Source organism: Pseudoalteromonas sp. TAP-3C, from assembly GCF_059888565.1.
Genome location: NZ_CM187618.1, coordinates 972,461 through 985,910, shown reverse-complemented (window position 1 = coordinate 985,910; position 13,450 = coordinate 972,461). Strand labels below are relative to the sequence as shown.

Genomic DNA, 13,450 nt, shown 5'->3' with positions numbered 1-13,450 from the left:
TTATGTGGTATTTCGCGTGGATTTTAGGTGTACTTTTAGCCTGTACCTTAGGCGTAATAAATGTTATGTGGTATGAATTTCATCAAAATAAAAACAGCATTGCTGATGATGAGCAAGCCACTCATGATTTATTAAACGAGCATAATACAACCGACAATGACAACTGATCCCCGACCAAATCGCGCGCAGCAACATTCACTGCGCGCTTTTTTAAAGCGTCAAAGTAAACCCGCTGCAATGTGGTTAAAGTTAAGTATTGCACTGGGAACATTCAATGCCATGTTAATGATTGCAGGTGCTTATTTATTAGCACAAACCATTCATGAGGTGATGTTTGAAGGGCGTAATTTAGCGCAAACAACCCATTTTTTATGGCCTTTAGCAGCCATTATTTTATTGCGCGCACTTTTTTTAGCGTTGAGTGAGCGCTTAAGTGCATTTGCAGCACTTAAAATTAAATCGGCTATTCGCCAAACTTTACTCGATAAACTCACACAACTCGGCCCTAGTTATATAGAACAACATGGCCAAGGCGCAACCCTTAATACTCTGCATAATGGTGTGGAGGCGCTGCATGACTATTATGCCAAATACCTACCCGGTGTTGCCTATAGTGCACTTATTCCATTAGCAATATTAGTGGTTATATTTCCGACCGATTATAAAGCGGGGCTAATATTTTTATTAACCGCGCCACTCATTCCGTTTTTTATGATTTTAGTTGGCCACAAAGCAGAAGCGCTTAATCAAAAACGCTGGCAACAGCTGGCAGTATTAGGAAATTACTTTTTTGACCGCATACAAGGGCTCACCCAACTAAAACTATTTAATGCCACGCAAAAAGAGTTAAAGCAAATAGCTAAAATTTCAGACGATTTTAGGCACGCAACGTTAAGTGTGTTAAAAATTGCTTTTTTATCCTCTTTTGCACTGGAGTTTTTAGCCACAATTAGTGTGGCGCTGGTAGCCGTTATTATTGGTTTTAGGTTATTTTTTGGCACGCTCGATTTTGCGACCGGCTTTGTCGTGTTGCTGTTAGCGCCTGAGTTTTACTTACCACTGCGCCAATTAGGCAGCCATTATCATGCGCGTTTACAAGGAATTAGTGCCGCCGCAGACATGTTGATTATTTTAAATGCGCCATTACCCTCAAATGATAATAACCACACCGCTAATATAAACATGGAGGGTAACAGCACTATCAGCATTGATAACCTAAACTTTAGTTACCCTGATAGCAATGAAGGAATTAATAATATTAATTTAATTCTGCCAAGCACAGGCTTAGTGGCTATTGTAGGTGCCAGCGGCTCAGGTAAGAGCACTCTACTTGATTGCATGCTTGGCTTTCACCCAGAAGTAATACAACACATATCGATTGATCAGCAACCACTAACAACAGCAGATATCAGCCAATTACAACAACACATTGCATGGATCCCACAAAAGCCGACGTTATTTTACGACACTATTGCTGCCAATATAAAACTCGGTAAGTCAGACGTTTCAAATGAAGCGCTTGAACATGCTGCAGAGCAAGCAGGCGCATTGGAATTTATTAACGACTTACCTGATGGATTTAACACCTTAATAGGTGAACAAGGCGAAGGTCTCTCTGGTGGGCAAAAGCAGCGTATTGCTTTAGCGCGTGCATTTTTAAAACATGCCCCTATTTTAATGCTTGATGAGCCCACCGCGCATTTAGATATCCAAACCGAGCAACTCATTCAAAATGCCATTGCTGATTATGCAAAAAATCACTTAGTGATCGCCATTGCACACCGCTTAAATACGGTAAAAAATGCCGAACTGCTTATCGTTATGGATAACGGCACCATCGCTCAGCAAGGTGACTTTAACACGCTCAGCCAGCAAGCAGGCCTATTTAATACGCTACTACAAACAGCACGCTATGGAGTGACTAATGGCTAACTTTATTCGGTTACTCAAACTGTGCCGCCCTCATTATAAAGCAATGCTTTTAGGCACATTTTTAGCGTCACTCACGGTGCTGGCAAATGTCGGCTTACTCGCTATTTCCGGCTGGTTTTTAGCCTCAATGGCAGCCGCAGGCATTGCTGGCATTCAAATAAACTACTTTACCCCTGCTGGCACCATTCGGTTTTTGGCAATTGTGCGCACCGCTTCACGTTACGCTGAGCGCTTAGTGACGCACAACGCCACATTTTTATTGTTAAGTGAAATACGGGTAAGTATGTTCGCCACCCTCAGCAAGCTTAATAACCTTGATTTGGCTATGAGCCGCAGTGCCGATTTAGTTAACCGCTTACAAAACGATGTTGACGCACTGGATAAGTTTTATTTAAACGTGTTACTACCAATGTTAGTAGCCCTGCTCACTGTGCCTATTATTATGCTGTTTATGTCAGCTTACAATGTAAATGTTGCTCTCATTTGTTTTACTGGCATTGTTATTATTGGGGTTGTTATACCGGCATTACTAAGCAAACAATTAAATAAAAACAGCCACCAAGAAACATTACTCAGCGCACAATTAAGAGCTGAACTATCAGATACCCTTACCGGTCTCAGAGAGCTGAATATTTATCAAGCACGTAGCCAACAACTCACTAAATGTGATCAGTTAAGCAAGCAATACAATCAACAATTATTTATTCGCCATAAAGCACTGGCAAACTCAGATGGTTTAAGCTTACTTATAGTGCAACTGGCTATGCTTGCTAGCATTGTAACTATTGTGCCACTGGTGTTTAGTGGCGCCATGGTAAATGTGGAACTAGCGATGTTGAGTTTGTTTGTACTCGCTAGCTTTGAAAGCGTATTGTTACTGCCCAACGCGTTTATTGAGTTACCGAGTGTACTCAAAGCAGCTGAGCGACTCTTTATCCTTGAAGATAAAGTCCTAACTAAAAACGACATAGCATCACAAGCCATCGATTTACAAAACAAACAACATACACTTTCGCTAGATAATATTAGCTACCACTATGGCCAAAAACAGGCTTTAAATAATGTCAGTTTTGTATTGCCCGCAAAACATAAAGTTGCGATTGTGGGCAGAAGTGGCAGTGGTAAAACAACCTTAGTAAATTTACTCAGTGGTTTATGGCCACTGCAACAAGGGACAATAAGCTTACAAAGCGAAAAAGAAATCATCAACCTGCATGATTTAAATAATGAAAACCGTGCAACAACAGTAAATATTTTAGCCCAGCAACATCATATTTTTGATGGCACATTAAGCGAAAACCTTAGTTACGCGGCACCCGATGCAACCTCGCAACAAATGATAGCAGCACTAGCACAGGCAGAATTAGGTGATTGGTTTTCAGAGCTCAAACAAGGGCTGAAAACCCGATTGGGCACCGGTGGGCGCAATGTTTCTCAAGGTCAATCAAGACGTATTGCCTTAGCACAAGCCCAGCTGCAACAACCCGCTATTTTAGTGCTCGACGAACCCACTGAAGGGCTTGATAATATTTCTAAACAAGCCGTTATGAACAGCATTTTACAACTAAAAGAGTGTGCCAGTGTACTGACAATTACACACGATCCTGGATTGTTATCACAAATGGATAGTGTAATCTGGCTCGATAACGGGAAAATTGTAGCCCAAGGCCAACATCAACAATTACTCAATGAGCACCCTGACTACGTGGCGTTAACGACTCGTTTTTAATCATTGTCTTCATTATTTACACAATCAAGACCTTTACAGCGAGGGTAATAAAATAAGACGAGGTAGGGACTGAATTTAATAAAAAACCACCTTGATTATCAGAGGTGGTTTTTTATATGTATTAAACTACTATTAACGCACGATACCGCGCTCTGAGCGTTTAACAAAATCGATCATCAGTTGCACAGCTGGGTATTTTTCAGCGTCATCTAAAAGCGATTCAATCGCTTCATCAACACCTAGGCTTTTACGGTAAAATGCTTTATAAGCACGGCGTACAGCCATTATTTCATCACTTTCAAAGCCACGGCGTTTCATGCCCTCAGTATTGATTGCTGCCGGGCCCGCTGGCATACCAATGGTGGTAACAAATGGCGGAACGTCTTTGTTAACACCCGAATACATACCCACAAATGCATGCGCACCGATTTTACAAAATTGATGCACTCCCGAGTTACCCGCTAAAATAACCCAATCGCCAACATGCACATGGCCGGCTACACTGGCATTATTTGCAAAAATAACGTTATCGCCAATCACCGCATCGTGTGCAACGTGTGTGTAAGCCATAAATAGGTTATTGCTACCTATTTTGGTAACGCCTTTATCTTGAATGGTACCGCGATGAATAGTCGCACATTCACGAATCACATTATTGTCGCCAATAATTAAGCTGGTTGGTTCGTTGTTGTATTTTTTGTCTTGGCAGGCTTCGCCCACAGAAGCAAACTGAAAAATATGGTTACCAGTGCCAATAGTAGCAGGTCCTTTAACAACAACGTGAGACTCAATAATACAGTCATCACCAATAACAACATCATTACCGATGTAACTGTATGGTCCAACTGACACATTGTTACCAAGTTTTGCACCCGGTTCGATTATTGCCGTAGCATGGATCACAATTAAAACTCTCTTCTAGCACACATGATTTCGGCGCTACATACTGTTTTGCCGTCAACTTTAGCTTCAGCCGCAAATTTCCATATGTTACGACGCTCTTTTAAAAACTTAACATGAAGATGCATGGTATCGCCTGGCACAACGGGCTGCTTAAAGCGAGCGTTGTCTACGGCTGCAAATAGATAAAGTTCGTTTTCGCTACGATTTTCAACCGTTTTGAATCCTAATAAACCCGTTGCTTGCGCCATTGATTCTAATATTAGCACACCAGGAAAAATCGGCTGATTTGGGAAATGGCCGGTGAAAATAGGTTCATTAATCGATACATTTTTAATCGCATGTAGCGATTCACCCGGGGTGAAATCAATAACACGATCAATCAGTAGCATCGGGTAACGGTGCGGTAATAAAGTTAAAATTTCTTGAATATCTAGGCTATTTAATTCGTTTGCCAAAATAGCATCCTTTTTAGTGTTCAACGTTCATGACTTATTTAATGCTTCAAGCGCTTTTAGACGTGATTTCATGTCTGAAAGATTACGCAAGTGAGCAATAGATTTTCGCCATTCTTTGTTAGTCGTATGTGGCATACCAGATGAGTAAATACCTGGCTCAGTGATTGATTTAGTCACCATACTCATGCCAGTAATTATAACACCATCACACACTGTCATGTGACCGTTTATTGCGCTCATACCACCAATTTGGCAATTTTTACCTATACTGACACTGCCTGCGAGTACCGTACAGCCAGCTATGGCGGTACCTGAGTCTATTTCGACGTTATGCGCTATTTGACATTGATTATCAATAATGACGTTACTGTGAATAATAGTATCATCGAGTGCCCCACGGTCTATGGTGGTGCTTGCGCCAATTTCTACTTTATCGCCAATGATCACTGAGCCTAGTTGTGGAATTTTAAGCCATTGGCCGCGTTCATTTGCATAGCCAAAGCCGTCACTGCCAATCACACAATTAGCTTGAAATAAACAATCTGCGCCAATCTCAACATCATGGTAAACGCTAACACTTGACCAAAACTTGGTACCTGAGCCTATGTTAACACGTTCACCAATAAAACTGTTCGGACCAATTTGTACGTTATCACCAATTACAGCATCCGCTTCAATCACTACATTGGCACCAATGGCTACGCTTTTGCTTACCTGTGCACTGGGGTGAATTACCGCACTTGGGTGTATGCCACTGTTTGCGCTACGTGGTGTAGTGTCCATTAACTGAGCGAGTTTGGCATAACTAACATAAGGATTAGCAACAATGATTTTATTGCCTGAAAAATAAGGCGCATCGTCAGGGCTGAGTATTACCGCACTCGCTTGTGTGGTTTCAAGTTGAGAGCGGTATTTCTTGTTCGCTAAAAATGCAATATGCCCAGTATGGGCATGTGCAATGGTTGCTATCTTGTTAATTTCTAAAGCGCCATCACCGTCAAGTTCGGCGCTTAGAAGTTTCGCAATTTGCGAAAGCGTATAATTTTGCATAGGGTGATTATTTCTTACTGACCGCTGTTACAACTTTTTCAGAAAGATCTGTTACTTTTTTAGGATTAAAGTAAATTGTTGTGTCTTTTACTTTCACCTCGTCAAAGTCACCTTGTTTAGCAATTTCTTCGATGGTTTTAATAATTAAGCTTTGAACTTTAGCTAATTCTTGGTTTTGGCGTGCTTTAATTTCTTGCTCGAGTGGGCGGCCTTTTTCAGCAAGATTTTGTTGCATTCCCTGAATTTTATCACGTAATGCGTCTTTTTGCGCTTGACTCATTGTGGTGCTTTCACGCTTAAACTTTTCAGCTTCAAAGCGGATATCACCTTGTAATTTTTCAAGCTCTTGGCGACGCTCAGCAAACTCAGTCTGTAAAGACTGTTCAATTTTAGCCATTTGTGGAAGCTGTTTGTAGATTTCTTGCATATCTACAATACCTACTTTATGAGCAAAAGCATTAACGGATGTACCCATCATAAGTGTAGCTAAAACGGCAACGGCTGTTGATTTAAATAATTTTTTCACAAAAAACTCCTTTAGAAAGTGTTACTAATATTAAAACTAATCGTTTTGGTATCGTCATCTTCTTCTTTTTGCAACGGATACGCAAAGCTTATAAGCATAGGACCCATAGGTGAGATCCACTGTAATGATAAACCGGTTGCAACTCTAAAGCGCATCGGGTCTGAGTAGTCATCTAATTTTGCACGTTCATCAACACCGAGGTTTTGATAACGATCAACACTAAACTCGGTATCCCACACGTTAGCAGCATCAACAAAGAAGCTAGTGCGTACTGAACTGGTATTTTCATCATCTAAGAACGGTGTAGGAACAATCAGCTCCATACCTGCAACCGCCTTCGCGTTACCACCTATACGGCCTTGAGGTCTCAATACATCAAACTCTGAAGCCCCACCAACATTGCCAGTTGTTGTACCGTCAGGATTTGGAGTGCCTGGTAGTGATAGCGGTACACGTGAAACAGCACGCGGTAAAATGGTGTTTCGGTCAAAACCACGTAACTCCATTTCGGTAATACGGAAATACTCTTGGAACGGTAAGGTTTGTTCATACCCATTGGTAGAACCATAACCGTTCCCGTAACCAAATGCAGCTCGGGTTGAAAATACCCAGCGATGATCGTTAGATATAGGCCAGTAAAAACGCGAGTCGTAATTTAACTTAAAGTATTTTAAATCTGAGTTTGGCGTTGTCGCGGTGAGGTTTAATGTTTGTCGTGAACCAGCCGTTGGGAATAAACCACGGTTAACCGTTACACGTGACCAGCCAACACTTAACTCATACTTTGTAAACTCAAAACCCGCATCTGGGTTTTCTGGATCTAAGAATGTTTCACGCAATACACGTGTTTGTTCGTACTCCGCTATGTCTGATAACTCTTCTTCTATCCAACGAGCACCAAAATTAATACGATTTACGGCATCAATTGGAAAACCAATGTTAGTGCCTAAACCATAACTTTTTGATTTATAGTCAATTAAGCTAAATTGACTGGCATCGTAATTACTGTAAAAAATACTACTGCCTTGCGACACACCATCGGGGGTAAAATAAGGGTCAGTATAGGATACACTGACACGCTCAGAACCACGCGAGGTATTAATATTAAAGCCAATTTGGTTACCCGTGCCTAAAAAGTTAGACTCGGTTACACCAATATTAAACTGTAGACCTAAGTACGAGCCATAAGCAAGACCCGCATTAAAGCTACCTGCCGATTGCTCTTTAACGGTAAAATCAACGTCAACTTGGTCGTCAACACCCGGCACAGGTATTACATTAAAATCAACGGTTTCCATATAAGGTAGGCGCTGAATTTGTAATTTAGAACGCTCTAGATTTTGGTTAGATAACCATGCACCTTCAAGCTGTGTCATTTCACGGCGCAACACTTCATCGGCTGTATTTTGATTACCACCGACAATAATACGGCGAACATACACCCGCTTACCTGGGTCAACCGAAAGAGTCAGTTGCACTTCTTGGTTTTCGTCATCAATCTCTGGAATAGTTCGCACTTCAGCGTTGGCATAGCCAAAACGTGCTAAGTAACTTTTTATAAACTCTTCTGAAGAAGTCACCACAGAGCCGTTGTAAAGTTCACCGGTACGAAGCGGGATAACGCTTTTTATAAGTTCTTCACGACCTAATAAATCACCAATAAAATCAAAGCCTTTAACTTTGTATTTTACGCCTTCGGTGATATTTGCCGTTACATAAACAGACTCACGCTCAGGACTGACCGATACTTGAGTAGAGTCAATATTAAACCGTAAATAACCTCGGTCTAAGTAAAAGCTGCGAATTTTTTCTAAGTCACCTTCAATGGTTTGTTTTTGATAGCGGTCGCTACCCATAAACTGCCACCATGGTAAATCTTGCTGCGACTCAGCAAGTTGTAATAACTCTTCGTTTGAAAAAAGCTCATTACCTACTAGGTTAATTTGACGAATAGAGGCAGCATCCCCCTCATCAAATTTAAGTTTTAACTTGACACGGTTACGCGGTAGTTTAGTAATGCTAATGTCCACTTTGGCATTGTATTTACCAATACTATGGAAAAATTCAACTAACCCTTTTTCAATATTATCGATAACCGTCTTATCAAGTGGCTCACCTTGGCGAATATCTTGTTGATCGAGCGACTGATTTAACTGCTCATCTTTAATATCTTTATTGCCTTCAAATTCTATAAGGCTAATTGTTGGGCGTTCAGTTACTTTAAAAATAACGTTGTTACCATCACGTAGCGCTTTGATATTGTCGAAGTGACCTGAGCGATAAAGTGACTTGATTGTTTTTGAAATGGTGTATTCATCAACATTGTCGCCCACGTTAATAGGAATATGTGTTAGTGCAGCACCAAGTGCAACACGTTGCAATCCTTCAACTTTTAAATCTTCAACAATAAAGGAGTTTTGGCCTAGGGCTGCAAAACTTGCACCCAATAAACTTGAAACCACCAAATGTTTTTTTATAGCCATTTTATTATCTTTATCCTTTACAACTGTATTACCGCTTAGCATCGAAAACCTAATAGTTACGAGCTTTACAATCGTGTTCTAATTTGTCGTTACCACGCTTAACAACTACAAGCGCGATACATCATTGAACAAAGCGAAACATGTTAGAAAAATGAGTAGCAAGGCTCCCACTTTAAAACCAAGCTCTTGTGTCTTTTCAGAGACTGGTTTTTTACGAAAAAGTTCAATTACGTAATACATTAAGTGCCCACCATCAAGCACTGGCAAAGGGAGTAAATTAAATACTCCCAAATTAACGCTGATCAAAGCTAAAAAGCTTAAAAATGCAACAAACCCATAACTAACACTGTTGCCCGCGCCTACCGCAATGCCAACCGGTCCACTTAAGTTTTTAACCGATACTTGACCTGTTATTAAGTTACCTATCATGTCAAAACTCAGCGTAATTAAACGCCATGTTTCTTTTGTGCCCAGCACAATACTATCTAAAGGCCCATAATGTCTAGTCTCAACAAAATCATCAGGCCATTGCTCTACAACCGGCGCAACACCTAAAAAGCCTTGCTCTATGCCATCACTAACAACGCGGCTCTTTGGGGTGACGGTTATTGTTTCTATACTATCTTGTCTTTTTACACTAAATTGTAAGGATTTGTTAGCCGATTGCGTAATAACATTAACTAATTGCTGCCAACTGCTCATTGTTTCACCGTTTACAGCTAAAATAACATCGTTAACCTGTAAACTTGCCTGCTCAGCAGCTGAATTTTTAGTAATGGCAGCGATCGTTAATGTGGCTTGAGGGCGAAACGGCACAATACCCAGCGAACTCAACGGTGGTACATCTTGCTGATCAAGTTTCCAGCCATCAAGGTTTAGCGTTTGTATTGTTTGCTGGTAGTTATCATTGCGTAACGTAACGGCAACACTTTTATCGCCTAAATGAGACATTAAAGCAAAAGTGGCATCTTGCCAGTTTGATATGTCGTCATCACCAATTTTAATTATTTGCTGAGTCGACATAATACCCGCCTGCTCTGCTCGGCTACCTTCAACAACATTGCCTACAACCGGTTTTATGGTTTGTACACCGACCATATACATCAGCGCTAAGGCAAAAATAGAGAATAAAAAATTTGCCATTGGCCCTGCGGCAACGATTGCAATACGCGCTTGAACAGATTTGGCATTAAACGATAAATGGCGCTGATTAGCAGGAACATCATCTACTCGCTCATCGAGCATTTTCACGTAACCACCCAGTGGAATGGCTGCTATCACATACTCGGTGTTATGTTTATCATGCCATTTTAGTAAGGGTTTTCCAAAACCAATTGAAAAACGCAGTACCTTTACACCGGCCTTACGTGCGACCCAAAAGTGGCCATACTCATGTACCGTGACTAAAATACCGAGCGCTAATATAAAAGAGCCTAAATTCCAGAAAAAATCGAACATATTAATGTGCCACCTTTGTTATAAACTGCGCTGCGCTTAAGCGTGCTAAACGATCACATTCTAAAATTTCATCTAATGTTTGCACATGAGCATGCTGGGCTGCATCTAACGTTTGCGCATTCACTTTATAAATATCAGTAAAACTAATCAGCCCTTGTAAAAACGCATTAACGGCCATTTCATTGGCTGCATTGAGTGTGGTGGTTGCTCCTTGGCCTGAATCACAGGCAGCCATTGCAAGTTTTAAATTTGGGTAACGGGAAAAGTCAGGTTTGGTAAATGAAAAATCACCAATATCAGCAAAGTTTAGCGGCTTAACACCTGCGTCAATTCGCTGAGGATAAGCAAGTGCATGGGCTATTGGGGTGCGCATATCAGGGTTTCCCATTTGCGCCAAAATTGAGCCATCTTGGTATTGCACCATTGAGTGGATAATACTTTGGGGATGAATCACCACATCAATATCACTGGCATCACAGTTAAATAACCATTTAGCTTCAATAAACTCTAAGCCTTTGTTCATCATGGTGGCCGAATCAACTGATATTTTTTGCCCCATGGACCAGTTTGGATGAGTAACGGCTTCTTTTACGCTAACGTTATGTAAGGTATTAATATCACGGTTTAAAAATGGGCCACCAGAACCCGTTAATAAAATTTTGCTTACACCATGAGCTTGAATGCGATCGTCCGCATTGGCATTTTGTAATGTATGAGGAAGGCATTGGAAAATAGCATTATGTTCGCTGTCGATAGGGAGTAAAATAGCCTGATGCTGTTTAACTTTATCGATAAATAACTGCCCCGACATCACTAATGACTCTTTATTGGCAAGCAATATTTTTTTACCCGCTTGCACAGCACTTAAGGTCGGTAATAATCCAGCCGCACCAACAATCGCTGACATAACAGTATCAACATCAACATGCGCACAAAGCTCACTCATGGCTTTCTCACCATGCATTACTTGCGTTTTACTTACATGCTTTAAAAGCGCACAAAGTTGTTTAGCAGCTGATTCTGAGGCCATAACAGCATAACGAGGTTTATGGGCTATACACAGTTCAGCCATTTTTTTCGCGTTGTGCCCTGCAGCTAATGCAAACACTTGAAATTGCTGTTGGTTCCTTGCAACAACGTCTAATGTATTAAGGCCTATCGAACCCGTTGCGCCCAAAATAACCAGTTGTTGCACACTCATAAACTAAGCGTCCAAGCAAAGCAAATTACAAACATAGGGGCTGCTGCAGTTAGGCTATCGATACGATCTAAAATCCCACCGTGCCCAGGTAAGCAGCGACCACTGTCTTTAAGACCCGCTTCGCGTTTGAACATGCTCTCTAATAAGTCACCAATAGCAGAAAACAAGGCAATAAAAGCAGTCATTAGTGCATATATGGGCCACACAGAAGTGTCAATATTAGTGTAGTAACAAAAAGCCAGTACAAATAACACCGCAGCAATCACACCGCCAACTAGGCCCTCTATGGTTTTATTTGGACTAACTTTAGGCATTAACTTATGTTTACCAAAGTTTTTTCCAGTAAAGTAAGCGCCAATATCAGCACTCCAAACAATACCTAAAACAACCAAGATCAACATAGAGCCATAGTGAGTAGATTCACTGTACTGCGCACTTCGAAGCGTGTTAAGCGCAAGCCATAGCGGCACTAAAGTCAACAAACCGGCAATGCCGCGCATCATTACGCCTTCATTCCAGCCTTTGGCCATGGCAGGGTAACGCCAAACTAAATAACTGGCAACAATCCACCACGAAAACGACAGCGTAAATAAATAATTTGCATCGCCCACCAACTGACCATTTTGCCACAGTGTTTCTATTGGCCAATGCAAGTTAAGTAAGCTCAATAACACAGCGACTAGTAATACAAAGGCTGCGCGTTTTAGCTTATCGCATAGCCCCATAAATGTAGACCATTCCCATGCACCCATTAGTACGATAGCACCCGCAAAATAACTAAATAAGGTTAGTGGGGTGTAAAAAACCAAAACCAGTGCTAAAGGTGCTAGCACTAGCGAGGTTAAAATGCGTTGTTTTAACAAAGTTATGACCCTTAATCTATTTTAGGTTTGAGCAAGTAATTGTTTTATTTGTTCGCCCGTGCAACCAAAACGTCGCTCTCTGGCAACGTAACATGCAATGGCCTCTGTAAAAGCAGCTTCATTAAAGTCAGGCCAAAGTGTATTTGTAAAATAAAGTTCAGCATACGCCGCCTGCCAAAGTAAAAAATTACTTATTCTGACATCGCCACCGGTACGGATCAATAAATCGGGCTGTGCCTGATCTGCCATACTCATATGCTGTGCAATATGTTGTTCTGTAATATCGGTTGGATCAATTTCCCCACTCGCTACCTTTAAAGCAACTTGCTTAGCAGCGTGAGCCATGTCCCAGCGACCACCGTAATTTGCCGCAACATTTAGATGCAGCCCGGTATTGTTTGCTGTTAGTTCTTGAGCTGTATGTACTTTAGTGCATAAGCTTTCAGAGAATCGAGATAAATCTCCAATGATGGTTAGTTTTACGTTGTTTTTATGCAGCTTTTTAACTTCTTTGCTTAGTACAAATAAAAAAAGCTCCATTAATGTATTTACTTCGTCTTCAGGGCGACGCCAGTTTTCACTACTAAAAGCAAATAAGGTTAACGATTGTATTCCTAATTTAGTACAAAACTGCACGGATTGACGAACCGCATCCACGCCTTTTTTATGCCCATATACACGAGGTCTATTTCTAGCTTGCGCCCAACGTCCATTACCATCCATGATGATGGCAACATGCTTAGGTAAACATTGCTGTGAAATTGTATCAGCGTCCAGAACCATAAATTTTGTGTATTCCATAAAAAAACGCCACCTAGTATACCCCAGACGGCGTTTCAAAACTAATAAT

Annotated in this window: 12 protein-coding genes; 3 read left to right on the top strand and 9 right to left on the bottom strand. The window is 41.1% G+C overall.

The features are described 5' to 3' along the window. The first annotated feature begins 2 nt into the window (after positions 1-2). From cydX to cydC, 3 genes are read left to right on the top strand one after another with little or no spacing between them, the layout of a single operon-like run. Positions 3-167, top strand: a complete 165-nt coding sequence (gene cydX, locus AC6H44_RS04595; RefSeq protein ID WP_500737768.1) for a cytochrome bd-I oxidase subunit CydX — start codon at positions 3-5, stop codon at positions 165-167. Then, positions 157-1,932, top strand: coding sequence for a thiol reductant ABC exporter subunit CydD (gene cydD / locus AC6H44_RS04590; protein WP_500737767.1), 1,776 nt, complete (start codon positions 157-159; stop codon positions 1,930-1,932). Before cydX ends, cydD begins: the two co-directional genes overlap by 11 nt. Continuing rightward, positions 1,925-3,661 (top strand): thiol reductant ABC exporter subunit CydC, encoded by a 1,737-nt coding sequence (gene cydC / locus AC6H44_RS04585; protein WP_500737766.1) that lies wholly within the window; start codon positions 1,925-1,927, stop codon positions 3,659-3,661. Before cydD ends, cydC begins: the two co-directional genes overlap by 8 nt. Before the next feature lie 132 nt (positions 3,662-3,793). Here cydC and lpxA read toward each other — a convergent pair whose 3' ends face one another. The 9 genes from lpxA to uppS all read right to left on the bottom strand — a co-directional run bounded on the left by lpxA (position 3,794) and on the right by uppS (position 13,401). Continuing rightward, on the bottom strand, positions 3,794-4,564 hold the full coding sequence (lpxA, locus tag AC6H44_RS04580; RefSeq protein ID WP_500737765.1) for an acyl-ACP--UDP-N-acetylglucosamine O-acyltransferase: 771 nt from the start codon (positions 4,562-4,564) through the stop codon (positions 3,794-3,796). Between the two features lie 2 nt (positions 4,565-4,566). Beyond that, on the bottom strand, positions 4,567-5,019 hold the full coding sequence (fabZ, locus tag AC6H44_RS04575) for a 3-hydroxyacyl-ACP dehydratase FabZ (RefSeq protein ID WP_500737764.1): 453 nt from the start codon (positions 5,017-5,019) through the stop codon (positions 4,567-4,569). A gap of 27 nt (positions 5,020-5,046) precedes the next feature. Next, on the bottom strand, positions 5,047-6,069 hold the full coding sequence (lpxD, locus tag AC6H44_RS04570) for a UDP-3-O-(3-hydroxymyristoyl)glucosamine N-acyltransferase (RefSeq protein ID WP_500737763.1): 1,023 nt from the start codon (positions 6,067-6,069) through the stop codon (positions 5,047-5,049). A gap of 7 nt (positions 6,070-6,076) precedes the next feature. Further along, positions 6,077-6,595 carry an OmpH/Skp family outer membrane protein gene (locus AC6H44_RS04565; protein WP_500737762.1) on the bottom strand — a complete coding sequence of 173 codons (519 nt, stop codon included), beginning with the start codon at positions 6,593-6,595 and terminating at the stop codon, positions 6,077-6,079. 11 nt (positions 6,596-6,606) lie between these two features. Further along, positions 6,607-9,078, bottom strand: a complete 2,472-nt coding sequence (gene bamA / locus AC6H44_RS04560; RefSeq protein WP_500737761.1) for an outer membrane protein assembly factor BamA — start codon at positions 9,076-9,078, stop codon at positions 6,607-6,609. Between the two features lie 105 nt (positions 9,079-9,183). Then, positions 9,184-10,536: a sigma E protease regulator RseP gene (gene rseP, locus AC6H44_RS04555; protein ID WP_500737760.1), complete on the bottom strand. Its 1,353-nt coding sequence runs from the start codon at positions 10,534-10,536 to the stop codon at positions 9,184-9,186. 1 nt (position 10,537) lies between these two features. Further along, a complete protein-coding gene (gene ispC, locus AC6H44_RS04550) occupies positions 10,538-11,737 on the bottom strand; it encodes a 1-deoxy-D-xylulose-5-phosphate reductoisomerase (RefSeq protein WP_500737759.1) in 1,200 nt (399 codons plus the stop codon). Next, positions 11,734-12,600, bottom strand: a complete 867-nt coding sequence (locus AC6H44_RS04545) for a phosphatidate cytidylyltransferase (RefSeq protein ID WP_500737758.1) — start codon at positions 12,598-12,600, stop codon at positions 11,734-11,736. Before AC6H44_RS04545 ends, ispC begins: the two co-directional genes overlap by 4 nt. Before the next feature lie 21 nt (positions 12,601-12,621). Then, entirely contained in the window at positions 12,622-13,401 is a 780-nt protein-coding gene (uppS, locus tag AC6H44_RS04540; protein ID WP_500737757.1) for an undecaprenyl pyrophosphate synthase, read from the bottom strand. Between the last annotated feature and the right edge of the window lie 49 nt (positions 13,402-13,450).